The 20,205-nt window shown below is 69.0% G+C and carries 15 protein-coding genes and 1 pseudogene; 11 read left to right on the forward strand and 5 right to left on the reverse strand.

Annotated features, from left to right (window positions below):
• Nucleotides 1-156 precede the first annotated feature (156 nt).
• The 3 genes from ARC20_RS10170 to ARC20_RS10180 all read left to right on the forward strand — a co-directional run bounded on the left by ARC20_RS10170 (nt 157) and on the right by ARC20_RS10180 (nt 2,660).
• Nucleotides 157-1,308, forward strand: coding sequence for a pyridoxal phosphate-dependent aminotransferase (locus ARC20_RS10170; protein ID WP_057646714.1), 1,152 nt, complete (start codon nt 157-159; stop codon nt 1,306-1,308).
• A gap of 7 nt (nt 1,309-1,315) precedes the next feature.
• Nucleotides 1,316-2,131, forward strand: coding sequence for an amidohydrolase (locus ARC20_RS10175; protein WP_057646717.1), 816 nt, complete (start codon nt 1,316-1,318; stop codon nt 2,129-2,131).
• A gap of 91 nt (nt 2,132-2,222) precedes the next feature.
• Nucleotides 2,223-2,660, forward strand: coding sequence for a hypothetical protein (locus ARC20_RS10180; RefSeq protein WP_057646718.1), 438 nt, complete (start codon nt 2,223-2,225; stop codon nt 2,658-2,660).
• 49 nt (nt 2,661-2,709) lie between these two features.
• On the opposite strand, the gene ARC20_RS10185 is transcribed toward ARC20_RS10180, so the two are convergent.
• From ARC20_RS10185 to ARC20_RS10200, 4 genes and pseudogenes are all read right to left on the reverse strand, one after another.
• Complete coding sequence (locus ARC20_RS10185) at nt 2,710-3,735, reverse strand: LacI family DNA-binding transcriptional regulator (RefSeq protein ID WP_272914617.1); 1,026 nt, start codon at nt 3,733-3,735, stop codon at nt 2,710-2,712.
• A 275-nt stretch (nt 3,736-4,010) separates the two neighbouring features.
• A complete protein-coding gene (locus ARC20_RS10190) occupies nt 4,011-5,594 on the reverse strand; it encodes a pseudouridine synthase (protein ID WP_057646723.1) in 1,584 nt (527 codons plus the stop codon).
• A 43-nt stretch (nt 5,595-5,637) separates the two neighbouring features.
• Nucleotides 5,638-6,507, reverse strand: a pseudogene (scpB, locus tag ARC20_RS10195) (SMC-Scp complex subunit ScpB); the annotation flags it as partial.
• A gap of 25 nt (nt 6,508-6,532) precedes the next feature.
• Entirely contained in the window at nt 6,533-7,438 is a 906-nt protein-coding gene (locus ARC20_RS10200) for a segregation and condensation protein A (RefSeq protein ID WP_057646725.1), read from the reverse strand.
• Nucleotides 7,439-7,791: 353 nt separating this feature from the next.
• Here ARC20_RS10200 and ARC20_RS10205 point away from each other — a divergent pair, with 353 nt between their 5' ends.
• From ARC20_RS10205 to ARC20_RS10240, 8 genes are all read left to right on the forward strand, one after another.
• On the forward strand, nt 7,792-8,091 hold the full coding sequence (locus ARC20_RS10205) for a YciI family protein (RefSeq protein WP_057646727.1): 300 nt from the start codon (nt 7,792-7,794) through the stop codon (nt 8,089-8,091).
• Nucleotides 8,088-8,354, forward strand: coding sequence for a BolA family protein (locus tag ARC20_RS10210; protein ID WP_057646728.1), 267 nt, complete (start codon nt 8,088-8,090; stop codon nt 8,352-8,354). The genes ARC20_RS10205 and ARC20_RS10210 overlap by 4 nt, the downstream gene beginning before the upstream one ends.
• A 164-nt stretch (nt 8,355-8,518) precedes the next feature.
• Entirely contained in the window at nt 8,519-9,541 is a 1,023-nt protein-coding gene (locus ARC20_RS10215; RefSeq protein WP_057646737.1) for a LacI family DNA-binding transcriptional regulator, read from the forward strand.
• Nucleotides 9,542-9,751: 210 nt separating this feature from the next.
• Nucleotides 9,752-11,332 (forward strand): glucoamylase family protein, encoded by a 1,581-nt coding sequence (locus tag ARC20_RS10220; RefSeq protein WP_161809487.1) that lies wholly within the window; start codon nt 9,752-9,754, stop codon nt 11,330-11,332.
• An 8-nt stretch (nt 11,333-11,340) separates the two neighbouring features.
• Entirely contained in the window at nt 11,341-12,630 is a 1,290-nt protein-coding gene (locus ARC20_RS10225; protein WP_057646739.1) for a sugar ABC transporter substrate-binding protein, read from the forward strand.
• Nucleotides 12,627-13,508, forward strand: coding sequence for a carbohydrate ABC transporter permease (locus tag ARC20_RS10230; protein WP_057646732.1), 882 nt, complete (start codon nt 12,627-12,629; stop codon nt 13,506-13,508). The genes ARC20_RS10225 and ARC20_RS10230 overlap by 4 nt, the downstream gene beginning before the upstream one ends.
• Complete coding sequence (locus tag ARC20_RS10235; protein WP_057646733.1) at nt 13,505-14,341, forward strand: carbohydrate ABC transporter permease; 837 nt, start codon at nt 13,505-13,507, stop codon at nt 14,339-14,341. Before ARC20_RS10230 ends, ARC20_RS10235 begins: the two co-directional genes overlap by 4 nt.
• Nucleotides 14,342-14,472: 131 nt before the next feature.
• A complete protein-coding gene (locus ARC20_RS10240; protein WP_057646741.1) occupies nt 14,473-17,589 on the forward strand; it encodes a discoidin domain-containing protein in 3,117 nt (1,038 codons plus the stop codon).
• A 50-nt stretch (nt 17,590-17,639) separates the two neighbouring features.
• Here the strand turns inward: ARC20_RS10240 and ARC20_RS10245 are convergent, their stop codons facing one another.
• The gene (locus tag ARC20_RS10245; RefSeq protein ID WP_081418145.1) at nt 17,640-20,006 is read right to left on the reverse strand and encodes a heavy metal translocating P-type ATPase; all 2,367 of its coding nucleotides are present in this window, start codon (nt 20,004-20,006) and stop codon (nt 17,640-17,642) included.
• Between the last annotated feature and the right edge of the window lie 199 nt (nt 20,007-20,205).

Consider the following 20,205-nt stretch of genomic DNA (forward strand, 5'->3'; position numbering starts at 1 on the left):
ACGAGCCCCGCATGGATGCAGCTCTTGGCGTCCCCCGCCCGGACATGGCCCCCGGACGCCCGCCGATAGCCCACCAACCACAAGCAACAAGCCCGAAAGCAAGTCGCTGCTAAACTCCAACCCCCCACAAGCACCCAGAACCGGATCAACGCTCAGATGCCCGTTCCCGCCACCAAGCTGCCCAAAGTCGGCACCACCATCTTCACCGTGATGTCGCAGCTGGCGGCCGAGCACAAGGCGGTCAACCTCGGCCAGGGCTTCCCGGATTTCCCCGTGCCGCAGCGCCTCGTCGAAGAACTCGACCGCGCCATGCGCGAAGGCCACAACCAGTACCCGCCGATGACCGGCGCGGCGCCGCTGCGCCAGGCCATCGCCGGCAAGGCCCTGCGTTGCTACGGCGCCACGGTGGATGCCGATACCGAGATCACCGTCACCAGCGGCGCCACCGAGGCCATCTTCAACGCCATCCACAGCGTCGTGCGCGAAGGCGAGGAAGTCATTGTCCTCGACCCCGCGTATGACTGCTACGAACCGGCCATCGACCTGGCCGGCGCGCGTGCCGTGCATGTCGCCCTCGATCCGCAAACCTTCGCCGTCGACTGGGCCAGGGTGCAGGCCGCCATCACCCCGCGCACCCGCCTGTTGATGATCAACTCGCCGCACAACCCGTCCGGCGCCATGTTCTCCGCCGACGACATGCGCGCCCTGGCCGACCTGCTGCGCGGCACCGATATTTTCCTCATCTCCGATGAGGTCTACGAACACATCGTCTTCGACGGCCGCCGCCATGAATCCGTGCTGCGCTGGCCCGAACTGCGCGAACGCGCCTTCGTCGTCTCCAGCTTCGGCAAGACCTACCACTGCACCGGCTGGAAGATCGGCTACGCCATCGCCCCGCCGGCCATGAGCGCCGAGTTCCGCAAGGTCCACCAGTACAACACCTTCGCCAGCTTCGCCCCCGCCCAGCATGCCTTCGCCGCGATGATCCGCGACGAACCCGAACACGACGAACAACTCGGCGCGTTCTACCAGGCCAAGCGCGACCGCTTCCGCGAACAGCTGCTCGGCACCCGCCTCAAGCCGCTGCCGGTACCGGGTGGCTACTTCCAGCTGGTGGACTACTCGGCCGTCAGCGACCTGCCGGACCACGAGTTCGTGAAGTGGCTCACCGTCGAACATGGCGTGGCGGCGATCCCGCTCTCGCCGTTCTACGAAACCCCGCCCGCCGGCCAGCGCCTGGCGCGGCTGTGCTTCGCCAAGAACGAAGCCACCCTCGATGCGGCGATCGAACGCCTGAAAAAACTCTGAGGCCACCATGCAGGACCTGCGCATCTCCCTCGTCCAGGGCGACACCCGCTGGCACGATCCGGCCGGCAACCGCGACCATTACGGCGAACTGCTCGCCCCGCTGGCCGGCACCACCGACCTGGTCGTGCTGCCGGAAACCTTCACCAGCGGCTTCTCCAACGATGCCATCGACAAGGCCGAAGGCATGGACGGCCCGACCGTGGCCTGGATCAGCGAGCAGGCCGCGCGCCTGGACGCGGCGGTCACCGGCAGCGTGCAGCTGCGCACCGCCGAAGGCGTGTTCAACCGCCTGCTGTTCGCCACGCCCGACGGGGGCCTGCAGTACTACGACAAGCGTCACCTGTTCCGCTACGCCAACGAGCACGAGCGCTATGCCGCCGGCCGCGACCGCCTCACCGTGGAGTGGAAGGGCTGGCGGATCAATCCGCAGGTCTGCTACGACCTGCGTTTCCCGGTGTTCTGCCGCAACCGCTACGACGTCGAACGCCCCGGCCAGCTGGATTTCGACCTGCAGCTGTTCGTCGCCAACTGGCCCTCGGCGCGCGCCTATGCCTGGCGCACGCTGCTGCGCGCCCGGGCGATCGAGAACCTGTGCTTCGTGGCGGCGGTGAACCGCGTCGGCGTCGACGGCAACGGCCTGCACTACGCCGGCGACAGCGCGGTGATCGATTTCCTCGGCCAGCCGCAGCTGGAAATCCGCGAGCGCGAGCAGGTGGCCACCACCACCATCTCCGCCGCCGCCCTGGCCGAACACCGCGCGCGCTTCCCGGCGATGCTCGACGCCGACGCCTTCCAGCTCGGCGCGGTCAACGCCGCGCGCTGAGCGCATGGTGGCTGAACGGCGTGCGCCGGCCTCGGCGCCACGCTGACGCCGGCGCTGCTAACCTCGCCGCCAGTTCACCCAGGACCTTCCCATGTTCAAGACCGTGACCCTGCTGGCCGCGCTCGCCGCCGCCGCCACTTTCGCGCCGGCCGCCCAGGCCGCCGGCAACCTGGACTGCACGCTGCGCTTCAACCTCTCCGGCTGGTCGGTGTTCTACAAGACCGCCAAGGGCACCGGCACCATCACCTGCAGCAACGGCACCAGCATCCCGGTGAAGATCAGCGCCAAGGGCGGGGGCTTGACCGTGGGCAAGTCCAGGATCGTCGATGGCAAGGGCAGCTTCACCGGCGCCTACAGCGTCAACGACCTGTTCGGCACCTACGGCGGCGCAGAGGCGCATGCCGGCGCGGTGAAGTCGAGCAACGCGCAGGTGGTGACCAAGGGCGACATCTCGCTCGCGCTCGCCGGCACCGGCGAAGGCTGGGACCTGGGCGTGGGCGTGGGCAACTTCGTGATCTCGCGTCGCTGAAGCATCGCGACCAAGCGCCATCGCCTCATCGGGCGATGGCGCTGCTACCTCATTCCCGCGAAGGCCACACGCCGGTCGAACGACGCAGGCGCATTTCGTAAGGCACCTTGACCAACTCGCCGCGGCCGGCGTCGCCGATGTGCGCCAGCAGCTGCTCGGCGGCGATGCGGCCCATCTCATGGCTGGGCTGCCGCACCGTGGTCAGGCTCGGCCAGATCTGCCGGGCCATCGGCATGTCGTCGAAACCGAACACCGACAAATCGCGCGGAATGCGCAGGCCGCGTTCCTCCGCTTCGTAGATCACCCCGGCGGCGGTGTCGTCGTTGGCGGCGAAGATCGCCGTGGGCGGTTCGGGCAGGTCGAGCAGGGCGCGCGCGCCCTCGATGCCGGAGTCGAACGAGAACTCGCCTTCGATCACCAGCGCCGGGTCGAACGGCAGGCCGGCGCGCAGCAAGGCATCCCGGTAGCCGTCCAGCCGCCAGGCGCGGGCGCCGTGCGAGTGGTGGCCGGTGATGTGGCCGATGCGGTGGTGGCCGAGGCTGGCGACGTGCACGACCAGTTCGGCCGCCGCTTCGCGCTCGTCCAGCGTGGCGCCGATCTGGCCGACGCGCCGGCGCGGTGAAATGGAGGCATACGGCATGCCGTGGGTTTGCAGCCAGTCGAGCAGTTCGTCGTCGTCGGTGATCGGCGGGGTGAGGATCATCCCGTCCGGCCGGTACTGGTGTAGCAGGCTTTCCACCTGCGGGCGGTAGCCGCCGCTGGTCGGCTCCATCGGCTGCAGCATCATGCTGTAGTGGCGCGAACGGCAGGCGTCGAGCACGCCGCCGATGATCTCCATGATGTAGTTCGACGACGGATTGTCGTAGAGCAGGGCGATCTGGTACGAGCGGTTCGACGCCAGGCTGCGGGCAGAAGGGTTGGGCCGGTAGTTGAGCGCCCGCGCGGCCTGCTCGACCTTCTCGCGCGTATCCGGGCGGACGTTGGGCTCGTAGTTGAAGACGCGCGACACCGTCTTCATCGAGACCCCCGCGGCAGCGGCGACGTCTTCGATCCGGATCCGGTTCTGTTCTTTCACGAAGGTCGCACGTTCGGGGCAGGAAGCCACAGGATATGCGAGCGCTCACATCACGGGGCGTTGGCGTGTTGGCCCATCGCCCGTGCTGCCGGTGCGTGTTTGCGCATCGCCGCGTTTTCGTCGGGAAAACGGCGGTTTTCGATGCCGCCGTGCTGGCCTGGGCGATCACGCAATGTGTGCGCCACGCCGTTTTCTTGCTGTGCCGCAGCACGCCGATGCCGCAAAAAAGAACGGGCGCCGTGGGGCGCCCGTGTCTTTATCGCGTTGCGCGTGGCTCAGCCGCCGCGCGGACCGCGATGGCCACCACCGGGACGACCGCCGCCGGGACGGCCCGCGCCGCCACCGGGACGGCCGGCACCACCGCCCGGACGACCGCCGCCACCGGGACGGCCACCGCCACCCGGACGCGGACCGCGGTTCTGCGCGCCACCCGGGCGACCACCGGCCGGACGGGCCTGGCCATACGGGTTGAAGCCCGGCGTGGCGTGGTCGGACGGGAAGCTCGGGGCGTTGCCCGGGTGGCCGTAGGGATGCTTCTTGCCTTGGCCCTGGCCCTGGCCCTGGCCCTGCGGACGACCGGTGTTGCCGCGCGCACCGGCCGGCTTGCTCTTGCCGTACGGGCGCGGCTGCGCGTTGCCGCGCGCGCCACCCGGGCCGGCGTTGCGATGGCCGCTCGGGCCGGTGCTCACGCCATCGGGCACGTACCAGGTGCGGAACGCGGCTGGGTTGCCATCCGGCAACGGCTTGGGACCCTTTTCCTTGCGCTGCTTGAACGGCTTCTGCGACTGCTTGGCCGCCGCTTCGCCGCTCACCGTCAGGCCGCCCTTGAAGCCGCCCGGCTTGCCACGGCCACCGCGGCCGCGGTCTTCGCGCAGGGTGTCGAAGCGGCGCAGCTCACGGCCTTCGTCGGCGGTGTTGTGGCCGTTGACGTAGGCATTGCGCGTACCGCCGCCGTCGCGGCCGACGTGCACGGTGGCACGGCTGGCGCGGCGCTGGCCGATCACCGGCTGCAGGGTCAGCGCGGAAGGCTGGCCTTCCTCGAGCTTGAGTTCGGCGCGCAGCGCTTCGACCTGCGCCTGCGGCACTTCCACCGACTGGCCACGCAGCAGTTCGCGCGGCAGCGAGATCTTGCCGTAGCGCGTGCGCTTGAGGCGGCTGACCTGGCAGCCCTGCGATTCCCACAGGCGACGCACTTCGCGGTTGCGGCCTTCCTTGACGACCACGCGGAACCAGTCGTGCGAGTCGGTGCCGCCGATGCGTTCGATCTCGTCGAACTTGGCCGGGCCGTCCTCCAGCGCGACGCCGCGCGCGAGGCGCTCGACGATCTGGTCGGACACCTGCTCCTGGCCTTCCGGCGCGCGCACGCGCACGACGTATTCGCGCTCGACCTCGAAGGAGGGGTGCATCATCGCGTTGGCGAGTTCGCCATCGGTGGTGAGCAGCAGCAGGCCGGTGGTGTTGATGTCCAGGCGGCCGATGGCGATCCAGCGCGCGCCCTTGAGGGGCGGCAGCGCTTCGAAGATGGTCGGGCGGCCTTCGGGATCGTCACGCGTGGTGACCTCGCCCTCGGGCTTGTTGTAGATCAGCACGCGCGAGGGCTCGCTCAGCGCGCTGGCCACGAAGCCGCGGCCATCCAGCTCGATGCGGTCGCCGCTGCGCACCGACATGCCGGTCTGCGCGACCTCGCCGTTGACCTTGACCAGGCCGTCGGCGATGCGCTGTTCCAGCGCGCGGCGCGAACCCAGGCCGGCCTGCGCCAGCACCTTGTGCAGGCGTTCCTCGAGCTTGGGTTGTTCGGTCTCGCCGCCGCGCTTGAGCGACAGTTTGTTCAGCGAGAGCTTGCGGGGGGTGTCACTCATTTCATTCGCTCCGGCCAGCGCGTTGCGCGTCGGCCTCAGTGGTTTCGTCTTCGTTGTCGTCCGCCGTCGCGGCCGTATCGGCGTCCGCGTCGTCGGAAGGGGTGGGGTCCTGTGCGGGTTCGTCGTCCGCCGCGACAGGCGCCGCGTCGTCTTCGGCGGCGGCGTCCTGCGCGTCCGCGTCCTCGGCGCCGGCATCGGCCGCCTCGGTGGGGGTCACTTCGTCTTCGGCTTCGGCCGCGGGCGCCGCCTCGGCGTCGCCTGCATCGGCATCGGCGTCGGCATCGGCGTCATTGGCCGCTTCGCCTTCGCCATCCAGCGCCGCGCCAGCGGCCAGCGGCGCGGCCGGCTGGCCCTCGCTGTCCAGCGGCAGCTGCGGCTCCAGCTCGCCGATGTCCTTCAGTTCGGACAGCGGCGGCAGTTCGTCCAGGCGCTTGAGGCCGAAATAATCCAGGAAGCCCTTGGTGGTGCCGAACAGCGCCGGCTTGCCGGGCACGTCGCGGTGGCCGACCACGCGGATCCACTCGCGCTCTTCCAGCGCCTGGATGATGTTGCTGCTCACCGCCACGCCACGCACCTGCTCGATCTCGCCGCGGGTGATCGGCTGGCGGTAGGCGATCAATGCCAGCGTTTCCAGCGTGGCGCGGGTGTACTTGGTCTTGCGTTCGGTCCACAGCCGCGCGACCCAGCCGTGCACGTCGGCCTTGACCTGGAAGCGGAAGCCGGAGGCCACCTCGACCAGCTCCACGCCGCGCTCGGCGCAGCCTTCGCGCAGCAGCTCGATGGCGCGCTCGATGCTGCCCGGCGGCGCGGGTTCCTCTTCCGGGAACAGGCCCTGCAGCTGCGCCAGCGTGAGCGGCTGCGGGCTGGCCAGCAGGGCGCCCTCGACGATACGGGTGATCAGCGGTTGGTCCATTTGCACGATCGCGGTGTCTTCCGGCTCAGTGGGTGGCGTCGTCGGCGCCGCTGTCGTCGAACTCGCTGGAGAAGGCGAGCGGGGCGTTGGTGTTGCCCAGCGCCAGCGACTTGACGTAGATCGGCGCCAGCGGCGCTTCCTGCACGATGTCCAGCAGTTGTTCCTTGGCCAGTTCCAGCAGGGCCAGGAAGGTGACCAGCACGCCGAGCTTGCCTTCCTCGGCGGTGAACAGGCTTTCGAAACGGTAGAACTTGCCGTCGTCCAGGCGGCCGAGCACGTCGCCCATGCGCTGGCGCACGCTCAGCGCCTCGCGACGGATGGCGTGGCCGGTGAACAGCTCGGCGCGCTTGAGCACGTCGTGCAGCGCCATCAGCATTTCTTTCAGGTCCACCGGCGGCGGCAGCTTTACCGCGGCGCGGTCCGGCACGTGCGCATGCACCGGGGTGGTATCGCGGTCCTGGCGGGGCAGGGTGTCGATATCCTCTGCGGCCTGCTTGAAGCGCTCGTATTCCTGCAGGCGGCGCACCAGCTCCGCGCGCGGGTCGTCTTCCTCGCCCTCGGCGGTCGGCGGGCGCGGCAGCAGCATGCGCGACTTGATCTCGGCCAGGATCGCGGCCATCACCAGGTATTCGGCGGCCAGCTCGAAGCGCAGCTCCTGCATCACGTTGATGTAGTCCACGTACTGCCGGGTGATCTCGGCGACGGGGATGTCCAGGATGTTCAGGTTCTGCCGGCGGATCAGGTATAGCAGCAGGTCCAGCGGGCCTTCGAAGGCGTCGAGGATGACTTCCAGCGCATCCGGCGGGATGTAGAGGTCCTGCGGGATCTGCAGCACCGGCTGCCCATGCACGACCGCCAGCGGCATTTCCTGCTGCTGCGGCGAGGGGCTCTGGGTTGGCGGCTTCGCGTCTTGCGCGAGTTCGGCGGTCATCAGCGATCTGGTGTTGCGGCGTGTGCTTCAACGGCGCCCACGACGCGCACGTGCGGGGGAAACCCGTCCGGCGAAGGTGGCTTCTACGGCGTGCCGGCGGCGGCACGATCCCAATTCAAACTAACGCCGCTGCAAGCGGCTGCAGCGACTGGACAACGAGGAGGTGGTCTACGCGGGCGGTTCGGGAACCGGCGGAGCGGGTGGCCGGCGAGGCCGCAGGGGCCGGTGAGCCGACGTGCCGCCGCATCCCGCCGCGTGCATTGACGGCTAGGGTAATGGCACGGCCGGGGCGGTGTCCAGCGCCGCCGGGGCTAGAATGAATGCCTTGTTCCAGGAAAGGAGGTGCGGTCGGCATGTGGTACGTGATCGAGGGATACGACGGCCCCGGGGCCGCCGAGGGGCGGCGCACCGCCCGCCCGGCCCACCTGGAACGCCTGCGCGCGCTGGCCGACGCCGGCCGCCTGCTGCTGGCCGGGCCGTGCCCGGCGATCGATGCCGAGGACCCGGGCGAGGCCGGTTTCAGCGGCAGCCTGGTGGTGGCCGAGTTCCCCTCGCTGGCCGAGGCGCGTGCCTGGGCCGATGCCGATCCTTACATGGACGCCGGTGTGTATGTCCGCGTCGAGGTCCGGCCGTTCAAGCGGGTGCTGCCGTGAACGATCGCGTTGCCCGCATCGAGGCCGCGCTGCGCGCCGCCTTCCATCCGTCCGTGCTGGAAGTGGTGGACGACAGCCACAAGCATGCCGGCCATGCCGGGGCCCGTGACGGGCGGGGGCATTACTCGGTGCGCATCGAGGCGACGGCCTTCGCCGGCATGGCGCCGCTGGCCCGGCACCGGGCGGTCTATGCCGCGCTGGGCACGATGATGCAAGAGGACATCCACGCGCTTTCGATCCAGGCCCAGCCGCCCGCCGCATAAGGGTTTGTCGCCCGCATGGCCGGGCGATGTCCGAACTTCGCGGCCGATCCTGTCCACCGGACACGGTCAGGTTAGAATTGCGTTGCAGTGCAGGATGACGCGTCGCCTGAAAACGATTACAGTCCGGCGACGCATTCGGAGTCTCGACCGTGGAGGGCGGTACGTTGGCAAAGAATTCCATCACCATCAAGGACGTGGCGCGCGAAGCCAAGGTCTCGGTGGCGACCGTTTCGCGCGCACTCAACGGGCACGACAACGTGGCCGAGGCGGTGCGCAAGGCCGTGCTGGAGGTCGCAGATCGCCTGCGCTACAGCCCGCATGCGGCCGCCCGCAGCCTGAGCAGCCGGCACACGCAGACCATCGGCGTGGTGCTGCCGGACCTGTACGGTGAATTCTTTTCCGAACTGATCCGCGGCATCGACGGGGTGGCGCGCGCGCGCCGGCAACACCTGCTGGTGTCCAGCTACCACGGCGACCAGGAAGAGCAGGGCCGCGCGCTGCGCGCGATGCGCGGGCGCGTGGACGGCCTGCTGGTGCTTTCGCCCTATGCCGAGCACCCGGGCTTTCTGACCGAGAACCTGCCGCAGTCCTTGCCGACGGTGCTGATCAACACGCACCTGCCCGACGACGACCACTACCCGGTGCTGAGCATCGACGACCACGCCGGCGCCATCGCCATGACCGAGCACCTGCTCGGGCAGGGACACCGCCGCATCGTCTTCATCGCCGGGCCGGAGCTGAATTTCGACGCGCGCGAACGCCTGCGCGGTTTCCAGGACGCGATGGCCGCGCACGGTGCCGACGCCCGCGCGCGGGTGCTGTACGGCGACTTCGACGAGGCGTCCGGCTACCGCGCCGGCCAGCAGCTGCTGCAGGGCGAGCTGCCCGACGCGGTGTTCGCGGCCAACGACATGATGGCGCTGGGCTGCCTCTACGCGCTGACCCAGGCCGGCGTGCAGGTGCCGGGGCAGGTCGCACTGGCCGGCTTCGATGACATCCCGCTGGCGCGTTTCGTCCATCCGGGGCTGACGACGATGCGGGTCAGCATCGCCGAACTCGGCGCCCAGGCGATGGGCCGGCTGCTGGGCCTTATCGACCCGGCCGGCGCCGCGCCGCAGGGCAGCGTCACGCTCAAGCCGACGCTGATCGTGCGGGATTCCACCGTGGCCGGGGCGGGGCAGGCGTGAGCCGGCCACGCGCCGCCACCGGTTGATCGTCGCGAGCCCGCGCCGCCGTTGGGCCGGGCGTCAGTTTTCACCCCGTTCTTCACCGATGCACGGGTTAGTCTCAGAGGGAGTTTCTTGGTGAGGGTTGTAAGCGATTTCATGAAAGACGGCAGCAAGCACAACGTTCGCGGCCCGGCCCGCTTCTTCCCCGGGGCGTGGCTCGCGCTGGGCATGCTGCTGCTGTCCGCCTGCCAGCAGCAGGCGCCTTCGCCCCCCGCGGCCAAGCCGGCACCCACCGTGACCCTGATCGAACCGATCCTCCCGCCCGCGCCGCCCAAGCCGGTGAAGCCGGAACTGCCGCCGCTGTTCACCGACATCGAACGGCGCACCTTCCAGTTCTTCTGGGACACCACCAACGAGACCAACGGCCTCACCCCCGACCGCTTCCCGTCGCGGCCGTTCGCCAGCATCGCCTCGGTGGGCTTCGCGCTGACGGCCTATCCGATCGGCATCGAGAACGGCTGGGTCAGCCGTACCCAGGCGGTGGACCGCACGCTGCTCACGCTGAAGTTCTTCCGTGATGCGCCGGTGGGCCCGCAGCGCACCGGCAAGGCCGGCTACAAGGGCTTCTACTACCACTTCCTGGACATGCAGCGCGGCCAGCGCTACGACAGCTGGGTCGAGCTGTCGAGCGTGGATACGGCGCTGCTGATGATGGGCGTGCTGTTCGCGCAGTCCTACTACGACGGCGACGACCCGCGCGAGAAGGAGATCCGCCAGATCGCCGACACGCTCTACAAGCGCGTGGACTGGACCTGGCTGCAGCAGCGCGCGCCGCTGATCTCGATGGGCTGGTTCCCGGAGAGCGGCTTCATCAACCACGACTGGATGGGCTACAACGAGGCGATGATGCTGTACGTGCTGGCCCTGGGCTCGCCGTCGCATCCGGTAGACCCCGACGCCTGGACGGTGTGGACGCGCACCTACAACAACGACTGGGGCGTGTACCAGGGCCAGGAATACCTGTCCTTCGGCCCGCTGTTCGGCCACCAGTACAGCCATGTCTGGATCGACTTCCGCGATATCCAGGACCAGTACATGCGCGAGCGCGGCATCGACTACTTCCTCAACAGCCGCCGCGCCACGCTGGCCCAGCGCGACTACGCCATCGACAACCCGATGAAGTGGAAGGACTACGGCGAGAACGTCTGGGGCCTGACCGCCAGCGACGGCCCGCAGAACACCAGCCAGGAATACCGCGGCGAGCAGCGCCAGTTCCGCCACTATTCCTCGCGCGGCGCCGGCCTGCGCGAGAACTTCGACGACGGCACCATCGCGCCGACCGCGGCGATCTCCTCGATCGTGTTCGCGCCGGAGGTGGTGATCCCGGCCACCGAGGAAATGCACAAGCGCTACGGCGACTACCTGTATTCCAGCTACGGCTTCCTGGATTCGTTCAACCCCAGCTTCAACTACGACATCCCGCTCAAGACCGGGCGCGTGGTGCCGGACCGCGGCTGGGTGGCCAGCGATTACATCGCCATCGACCAGGGCCCGATCCTCACGATGATCGCGAACTACCGCAACGAGTTCGTGTGGACCGTGATGAAGAAGAACAAGTACATCCGCACGGGCCTGGAACGTGCCGGCTTCACCGGTGGCTGGCTCGCCCCGGAGGGCGAGGCGCCGCAGCAGCCGAAGAAGGACGAGCAGGCCGCCGCCGCGCGGGCGATCGGCATCGCCGAATCGCGCGCGGCCGCCGCCGAGGCGCAGCAGAACCCCGCGCAGCGCCAGCAGCAGAAGCCGGAGTGAGCGCGCGCATGGGCCGGTGGCTGGTCGCGGCGCTGCTGCTTGCCGGCGTCGCCGGCTGCGCGCGTGCGCCGCAGGGCGAGACGATCCGCTTCTGGGCGATGGGCCGCGAGGCCGAGGTCGTCACCGAGCTGGTGGCCGACTTCGAGAAGGAAAACCCCGGCATCCACGTGGACGTGCAGAACATCCCGATGACCGCCGCGCACGAGAAGCTGCTGACGGCCTTCGCCGCCGACGGCCTGCCGGACGTGTGCCAGCTCGGCAACACCTGGCTGCCCGAGTTCGCGATGCTCGACGCGCTCGAACCGCTGCAGCCATACGTGGACCGTTCCCAGGTCATCGACCCGAAGGACTACTTCCCGGGCGTGTGGGACACCAACATCGTCAACGGCACGCTCTACGGCGTGCCATGGTACGTGGACACGCGCCTGCTGTTCTATCGCAAGGACCTGCTGGCCGAATCCGGCGTGAAGCAAACGCCGCGCACGTGGGCCGAGTTCGAGCAGGCGATGGCGGCGGTGAAGCGGCACGTGGGCCCGCAGCGCTACGCGATCATGATGCCGCTCAACGAGTTCGAGCAGCAGCTGTCGTTCGCGCTGCAGCAGGACGACCCGCTGCTGCGCGACAACGACAACTACGGCAACTTCCGCAGCCCCGGCTTCCGCAAGGCGCTGGCGTTCTACGCCAACATGTACGAGCAGGGCTGGGCGCAGAAGGTGTCCGAAACCCAGATCTCCAACGTCTGGTACGAATTCTTCAACGGCTCGTTCGCCTTCTACCTCTCCGGCCCCTGGAACGTGCGCGAGTTCCGCCTGCGCCAGCCGCCGGGCATGGAAGGCAAGTGGGGCACGATGCCGCTGCCGGGCCCGAACGGTCCGGGCGCGGGCATCGCCGGCGGCGCCAGCCTGGTGATCATGCGCCAGTCGCAGCACAAGGACGCGGCCTGGAAGCTGATCGAATTCCTCTCGCGCCCGCAGCAGCAGGCACGCTTCCACGCCATCATCGGCGACCTGCCGCCGCGTCGCAGCACCTGGCAGTACCCCTCGCTGCGCGAGGACCCGCTGGCGCAGGCGTTCGGCGACCAGCTCGAACGCGTCAAGGCCACGCCGAAGGTGCTGGAGTGGGAGCGCATCGTGCAGGAGATGCGCCTGGTCACCGAACGGGTGGTGCGCGGCGGCGAAAGCCAGGAGAACGCGGTGCAGGAGCTGGACAAGCGCGTGGATGACATCCTCGCCAAGCGGCGCTGGATCTGGGCGCAACAGCATCCGGACACGGCCAAGGCCGCGGAGGCCACGCCATGAAGCGCTACACGCTCGCCGGCTGGGTGTTCACCGCGCCCGCGCTGCTGGTGCTGGGCATGTTCTTCGGCGTGCCGGTGCTGGCCGCACTGGTACTCAGCCTGACCGACTTCGACCTCTACGCGCTGGCCGACAGCAGCCACCTGCGCTTCGTCGGCCTGGGCAACTACATCGACCTGCTGCAGACGCCGCTGTTCTGGAAGTCGCTGTGGAATACCACTTATTTCGTGCTGCTCGGCGTGCCGGTGTCCATTGCCGTTTCGCTGGGCGCGGCGATGCTGCTCAATGCGAAGGCGGCGCGTTTCCGCGCGCTGTTCCGCACCGCGCTGTTCGCCCCGGTGGTGACCACGCTGGTGGCCGTGGCGGTGATCTGGCGCTACCTGTTCCACGTCAAGTATGGCCTGGTGAACTGGGGCCTCGGCCACCTGGGCATCTCGCCGGTGGATTTCCTCGGTGACCCGCGCTGGGCGATGCCCACCATCATGCTGTTCGCCGTGTGGAAGAACTTCGGCTACAACATGGTGATCTTCCTGGCCGGCCTGCAGGGCATCCCGCAGGACCTGTACGAGGCCGCGCGCATCGACGGCGCCTCGAAGTGGAAGCAGTTCCTGCACATCACCTTGCCGATGCTCGGCCCGGTGCTGATGGTGGTCGGCGTCATTACCGTGTCCGGCTACTTCCAGCTGTTCGCCGAGCCCTACGTGATGACCCGCGGCGACCCGCTGCAGAGCACGGTGAGCGTGCTGTACTTCATGTTCGAGGAAGGCTTCAAGTGGTGGAACCTCGGCCGTGCGTCGGCGGTGGCGTTCCTGTTGTTCCTCATCATCCTGGCGGTGACCACCGTGATGCTGCGCTTCGGCCGCAAGAAGGACCTGGTATGAGCCGCGAGATCGGCCAATCGCGCTGGAACGCCTGGCTCGTCAATGGCGGCCTGCTGTTGTTGGCGCTCATCGCGGTCGGCCCGCTGCTGTGGATGGCCTCGGTATCGTTCATGCCGACCGGCGAGGCGAGCACGTTCCCGCCGCCGCTGCTGCCATCGAAGTGGACCACCGCCAACTACCACGAGCTGTTCGAGCGCACCGGCATGGCGAGCCACTTCGCCAACTCGCTGGGCGTGTCACTGGCGATCACGCTGGGTTCGCTGCTGGTCAACACGCTGGCCGGCTACGCCTTCGCCAAGCTGCGTTTCGTCGGGCGCGAGCGGATCTTCCAGGTCCTGCTGGCCGCGCTGGTGATCCCGGCGCAGGTGGCGATGCTGCCGCTGTTCCTGCTGATGAAGCAGCTGCACCTGGTCAACAGCTACGGCGGGGTGATCCTGCCGGCGTTGGCCTCGGTGTTCGGCATCTTCCTGGTGCGCCAGTACGCGCGCGGCATTCCCGACGAACTGCTGGAAGCGGCGCGCATCGACGGCGCCAGCGAGATGCGCATCTTCTTCCAGATCGTGCTGCCGATGCTCAAGCCGGTGCTGGTGACGCTGACCATCTTCACCTTCATGGGCGCCTGGAACGATTTCATGTGGCCGTTGATCGTGCTCACCGACCAGGAGCACTACACGCTGCCGGTCGCGCTGGCGTCGCTGTCGCGCGAGCACATCATGGACGTGGAATTGATGATGGCCGGCGCGGTGATCACGGTGATCCCGGTGCTGCTGCTGTTCCTGGCCTTGCAGCGCTACTACATCCAGGGCCTTCTGCTGGGTAGCGTGAAAGGCTGAAGGCCCGCGACAATCCGCGATGCGGCCCGCGGGCCGCGTCGCTGCAACACCAACGAAACAGGACCACGATGTCACCGAAGACCCACAAGCTCGGATTCTGGGCGGTGCTGGCGCTGTGCGCCGGCATCCCGATGCACGTTGCCGCGCAGGAGGCCAAGGTGCTCGACGATTTCGACGACATCACCCCGTGGAAGCTGGTGGTCTCCAACCAGGTCAGCGGTTCGTTGCGCCCGGTGAGCGTGCCCGGCGGCGGCAAGGCGCTGTGCCTGGACTACAACTTCAACGGCGTCTCCGGCTACGTGGGCATCCGCCGCGATATTCCGATCGCCTATCCGGACAACTACCAGCTCAGCTTCAACCTGCGCGGCGATTCGCCGGGCAACGACCTGCAGTTCAAGCTGATCGACGCCAGCGGCGACAACGTGTGGTGGGTGAACAAGACCGGCTTCACGTTCCCGAAGAACTGGACTCCGCAGGTTTACCGCAAGCGCCAGATCAGCAAGGCCTGGGGCCCCGACGCCGACGCCACGCTCAAGCGCAGCGCCAGCGTGGAGTTCACCATCTACAACAAGGTCGGCGGCAAGGGCACGGTGTGCTTCGATCGCCTCGCGCTCACCGCGCTGCCGCCGCCGGACAACTCGCCGCTGCACGGCAACGCCATCGCCGATACCGCGCCGGCGCTGGAGCAGCGCATCGCCGACGGCAAGACCGACACCTTCTGGCTCAGCGGCGGGGTCAAGACCCAGACCGTCACCCTGGACCTGGGCAAGGTGCGCGAATTCGGCGGCGCCATCGTCGACTGGATTCCCGGCCTGGAGGCTTCGCAGTACGACGTTCGCGGCTCGGTGGACGGCCGCAGCTGGAAGGCGTTGCGCAGCGTGGTCGCCGGCGCCGGTGGCACGGATTTCCTCGCGCTGCCCGATACCGAGGCGCGCTACCTGCGTTTCGACCTCAAGGACGGCCCGAACTGGCGCTACGGCCTGCGCGAGATCACCCTCAAGCCGCTCGACTGGGCGGCCACGCCGAATGGTTTCATCAGCTCGGTGGCGGCGCTGTCGCCGCGCGGCGCGTTCCCGCGTGCGTATACCGGCGAGCAGCCGTACTGGACGCTGATCGGCCTGGACGGCGGTACCGAGCAGGGGCTGATCGGCGAGGACGGCGCGGTCGAGGTGGGCAAGGGCGGCTTCAGCATCGAACCGTTCGTGCGGGCTGGCGGCAAGTGGATCAGCTGGGCCGACGTGAGCAGCGAGCAGAGCCTGCAGGACGACTACCTGCCGATTCCCAGCGTGCAGTGGCACCACGACCAGCTCGACCTGCGCGTGACCGCCTTCGTGCAGGGCACCCCGGCGCAATCGCAGCTGGTGGCGCGCTACCAGCTGCGCAACACCGGCAAGGAGGCGCGCGACTTCAGCCTGGCGCTGGCGGTGCGTCCGTTCCAGGTCAACCCGCCGACGCAGTTCCTCAACACCGTCGGCGGCATCAGCCGCATCGAGCAGATGACGGTCGATGGCGGGCAGGTGAGCGTCAACGGCAAGCCGAAGGTGTTCGCCGCGCAGGCGCCGGATGCCAGCTTCGTCACCGCCTTCGACAGTGGCATGGCGGTCAAGCAGCTCTCGGCGGCGAAGCTGCCGACCACGCGGCAGGTGAAGGACGACACCGGCTTGGCCTCGGGCGCGCTGGTCTACACCTGGCACCTGGCGCCGGGGGAAACGCGCGAGGTCGCCATCGTCGTGCCGCAGACCGGCACCGCCGCGCTGCCGGCCGGTTTCGACGCCGACCGCGCGCAGCAGCAGGTGGCGCAGGGGTGGCGTGACCGCCTGGACCGCGTGCGCTTCACCGTGCCGGCCGAAGGCAAGCCGATGGTGGACACGCTGCGCACCGCGCTGGCGCACATGCTGATTTCGCGCAACGGCCCGCGCCTGCAGCCGGGCACGCGCTCGTATGCGCGCAGCTGGATCCGCGATGGCGCGATGATCTCCGAAGGGCTGCTGCGCATGGGCCGCGAGGACGTGGTGCGCGAATACGTGGACTGGTTCGCCCCGTTCCAGTTCCAGAACGGCATGGTGCCGTGCTGCGTGGATGACCGCGGCAGCGACCCGGTGCCGGAGAACGACAGCCACGGCGAGCTGATCTATAACATCGCCGAGTACTACCGCTACACGGGCGACCGCGCCTTCCTCGATGCGATGTGGCCGCACGTGCTCGGCGCGTTCAACTACATGGAGCAGCTGCGCGCCAGCGAGCGCACCGAAGAGAACTTCATGCGCAACCCGGCCTTCTACGGAATGATGCCGGTGTCGATCAGCCACGAAGGCTATTCGGCCAAGCCGATGCATTCGTACTGGGACAACTTCTGGGCGCTGCGTGGCTACAAGGATGCCGCCGACATCGCCGAGACGCTGGGCAAGGTGGACGAGGCCCCGCTGATGGCCGGCGCGCGCGACGAGTTCCGCGGCGACCTGGCCGCCTCGCTGCAGGCGGCGGTGCGCCAGCACGGCATCGACTTCCTGCCGGGCTCGGCCGAGCTGGGCGACTTCGACGCCACCTCCACCACCATCGCGCTGGCCCCGGGCGGCGAGCAGGGCCGGCTGCCGGCCGACCTGCTCGACAACACCTTCCAGCGCTACTGGGACGAGTTCGTGCAGCGTCGCGACGGCACCCGCCAGTGGAAGGACTACACGCCCTACGAGTGGCGCAACGTCGCCGCCTTCGTGCGCCTGGGCTGGCGCGACCGCGCGTGGGATGCGGTGTCCTTCTTCTTCAAGGACCGCGCGCCGCAGCCCTGGAACCAGTGGGCCGAGGTGGTCTCGCGCACGCCGCGCAAGCCGTTCTTCGTCGGCGACCTGCCGCACGCGTGGGTGGCCTCGGACTTCGTGCGTTCGACGCTGGACATGTTCGCCTACGGGCGCGAGGTGGATGACAGCATCGTGCTCGCCGCCGGCCTGCCGACGCGCTGGTTCGAAGGGCAGGGCGTGTCGATCAATGACCTGCGCACGCCGCAGGGTCACCTGGGTTATCGCCTGCAGCGCAACGACCGCCAGTTGGTGCTGGACGTGCCCGCCGGCATCACTCCGCCGGCCGGTGGCCTGGTGCTGCCGTGGCCGTATGCCGGCAAGCCGGGCGATGCGAAGGTCAATGGCGAACCGGTGGAATGGGAGAACGGCGAACTGCGCATCCACGCGGTGCCGGCGCACGTGGAGATCGACGTGCCGTCCTCGGTACGCCGGGCGGAGCGCAAGCGCGATTGAGGCGGGTGGGCCGCATCCTGCGGCCCCCTCCCGGCGGTCAACCCGGCCGCTTACGCGCCCGGCAACCGCTGGCGACGAAGCCGCAGCGCATTGCCCACCACTGACGCTGAGCTCAGGCTCATCGCCAATGCCGCGAACATCGGCGACAGCAGCCAGCCGGTGAGCGGATACAGCACGCCGGCGGCCAGCGGCACGCCCAAGCCGTTGTAGACCAGCGCGAAGCCCAGGTTCTGCCGCATGTTGGCCACCGTGGCCTGCGACAAGCCGCGCGCCACCGCGATGCCCCGCAGGTCGCCCTTCACCAGCGTGACCTGCGCGCTGTTCATCGCCACGTCGGTGCCGGTGCCCATCGCGATGCCGACATCGGCACGCGCCAGCGCCGGCGCATCGTTGATGCCGTCGCCGGCCATCGCGACCACGCGGCCTTCGCCCTGCAGGCGTTCGACCAACGCCAGCTTGTCCTGCGGCTTCACCTCGCCGTGTACCTCGTCGATGCCCAACCGTGTGGCGACCGCCTGCGCGGTGGTCTGGCCATCGCCGGTGGCCATCACCACGCGCAGGCCGGCGGCGTGCAGCGTGGCCAATGCCTCGGGCGTGCTGGCCTTGATCGGATCGGCCACTGCCAGCAAACCGGCGAGCGCGCCATCCACGGCCAGGTGCATCACGCTCGCGCCCTGCGTGCGCAGCGCCTCGGCCTGTTCCGACAACGGCGCGACGTCGACGCCCACCTGCGCCATCAACGCGGTGTTGCCCAGCGCCAGCGCGTGGCCGTCCACGCGACCCCGCACGCCGATGCCCGAGCCGGATTCGAAGTCCCCGACGCTCGACAACGCCACGCCCTGCGCGCGCGCCTGGGCGACGATCGCCGCGGCCAGCGGATGCTCGCTGCCCTGGTCGAGGCTGGCGGCGAGCCGCAGCACGGTATCGGCATCGACGCCTGCGGCGGGCACCACGCGCTCGAACGCCGGCCGGCCTTCGGTGAGCGTGCCGGTCTTGTCGACGATCAGCGTATCGACGCGGCGCAGGTTCTCGATCGCCGCCGCATCGCGGAACAGGATGCCGAGCGTGGCGCCGCGCCCGGTCGCCACCATGATCGACATCGGCGTGGCCAACCCCAGCGCGCAGGGGCAGGCGATGATCAGCACCGCCACCGCGTTGACCAGCCCGAACACCCAGCCCTGGGCCGGTCCGAACAGGCCCCACGCGAAGAACGTCAGCAGCGCGGCCGCGGCCACCGCCAGCACGAACACCCCGGCCACGCCATCGGCCATGCGCTGCATGGGCGCGCGCGAACGCTGTGCCTGCGCCACCATCTGCACGATCTGCGACAGCACCGTCTCCGCGCCGACGCGCTCGCTGCGCATCAGCAGCGCGCCGCTGGTATTGAGCGTCGCGCCGATCAAGGCATCGCCGGGGCGCTTGGTCAGCGGCACGGGCTCGCCGGTGAGCATGGATTCGTCCACCGCGCTGCGGCCTTCGAGCACGCGGCCATCGGTGGGAATCTTCTCGCCGGGCCGCACGCGCAGCCGGTCGCCGACCTGCACGTCGGCCAGCGGCACGTCTTCCTCCTGGCCGTCCTCGCGCACGCGCCGCGCCGTCTTTGGCGCGAGCCCGAGCAGCGAGCGGATCGCCGCGGAGGTCTGCGCCCGCGCGCGAAGCTCCAGCAACTGGCCGAGCAGCGTCAGCGAGATGATCACCGCCGCCGCCTCGAAGTACACGTTCACCCGGCCCATCGACATGAAGGACGCGGGAAACACGCCGGGCGCCACCGTGGCGACCACGCTGTAGACGAACGCCGCGCCGGTGCCGAGGCTGATGAGCGTCCACATGTTGGGGCTGCGGTTGACCACCGACTGCCAGCCGCGCTGGAAGAACGGCGCCCCGGCCCATAGCACCACGGGCAGCGTCAGCACCAGTTCGACCCAGCTCTGCGTTGCCATGGCCATCAGGTGCAGGCGATGGCCGAACATGGCCAGCAGCATCACGACCAGCGACAGCGGCAACGTCCACCAGAACCGGCGCGAGAAATCGCGCAGCTCGGGATTGTCGTCCGCTTCCAGGCTCGGCAGCTCCGGCTCCAGCGCCATCCCGCACTTGGGGCAGGTGCCGGGATGATCCTGCCGGATCTCCGGATGCATGGGGCAGGTGTAGATCGTGCCGGCGGGTGCGGATGCCTTCGGCATGGCAGCGTGCCCCTCGCCGTGCAGATAGCGCCCTGGCGCCGCCTGGAACTTCGCAGCGCACCCGGCGCTGCAGAAGTAGTAGGTCTGGCCGGCGTGCTCGACGTGATGCCTTGATTCCGAAGTGACGCTCATGCCGCACACGGGATCGCGCAGTGGCGCGGCATCGCCGCCGTGGCAGCACGCATGGGAAGGGCGGCCAACCGCGTCGTGATGAGGTTCGTGGGACGAATGCATCAAGGGCTCCTGTCGACGCCCCATGTTAGGCCCGGGCCGGCAGCAACACACACCCTGCGACAAGCCGCCGCTTTCCTGTCCGCCCACGACACATCATCGGGCCGCCGGGCGCAGCCCCTGGCCGGGACCGTTGGCGACATGGATGTCGCCGACGAGCCCCCATGGATGGGTTCACGGCGTGTCCCGGCCAGGGGGTGGG

Source organism: Stenotrophomonas panacihumi (assembly GCF_001431645.1).
GTDB classification, from domain to species: domain Bacteria; phylum Pseudomonadota; class Gammaproteobacteria; order Xanthomonadales; family Xanthomonadaceae; genus Stenotrophomonas_A; species Stenotrophomonas_A panacihumi.

What these genes read in the sequence shown, in the direction of transcription:
- ARC20_RS10170 (WP_057646714.1), top strand. Translation starts at nt 157, where the DNA reads ATGCCCGTTCCCGCCACCAAGCTGCCCAAAGTCGGCACCACCATCTTC.
- ARC20_RS10175 (WP_057646717.1), top strand. Translation starts at nt 1,316, where the DNA reads ATGCAGGACCTGCGCATCTCCCTCGTCCAGGGCGACACCCGCTGGCAC.
- ARC20_RS10180 (WP_057646718.1), top strand. Translation starts at nt 2,223, where the DNA reads ATGTTCAAGACCGTGACCCTGCTGGCCGCGCTCGCCGCCGCCGCCACT.
- ARC20_RS10190 (WP_057646723.1), bottom strand. Translation starts at nt 5,594, where the DNA reads ATGAGTGACACCCCCCGCAAGCTCTCGCTGAACAAACTGTCGCTCAAG.
- ARC20_RS10200 (WP_057646725.1), bottom strand. Translation starts at nt 7,438, where the DNA reads ATGACCGCCGAACTCGCGCAAGACGCGAAGCCGCCAACCCAGAGCCCC.
- ARC20_RS10205 (WP_057646727.1), top strand. Translation starts at nt 7,792, where the DNA reads ATGTGGTACGTGATCGAGGGATACGACGGCCCCGGGGCCGCCGAGGGG.
- ARC20_RS10220 (WP_161809487.1), top strand. Translation starts at nt 9,752, where the DNA reads ATGCTGCTGCTGTCCGCCTGCCAGCAGCAGGCGCCTTCGCCCCCCGCG.
- ARC20_RS10225 (WP_057646739.1), top strand. Translation starts at nt 11,341, where the DNA reads ATGGGCCGGTGGCTGGTCGCGGCGCTGCTGCTTGCCGGCGTCGCCGGC.
- ARC20_RS10230 (WP_057646732.1), top strand. Translation starts at nt 12,627, where the DNA reads ATGAAGCGCTACACGCTCGCCGGCTGGGTGTTCACCGCGCCCGCGCTG.
- ARC20_RS10235 (WP_057646733.1), top strand. Translation starts at nt 13,505, where the DNA reads ATGAGCCGCGAGATCGGCCAATCGCGCTGGAACGCCTGGCTCGTCAAT.
- ARC20_RS10240 (WP_057646741.1), top strand. Translation starts at nt 14,473, where the DNA reads ATGCACGTTGCCGCGCAGGAGGCCAAGGTGCTCGACGATTTCGACGAC.
- ARC20_RS10245 (WP_081418145.1), bottom strand. Translation starts at nt 20,006, where the DNA reads ATGCATTCGTCCCACGAACCTCATCACGACGCGGTTGGCCGCCCTTCC.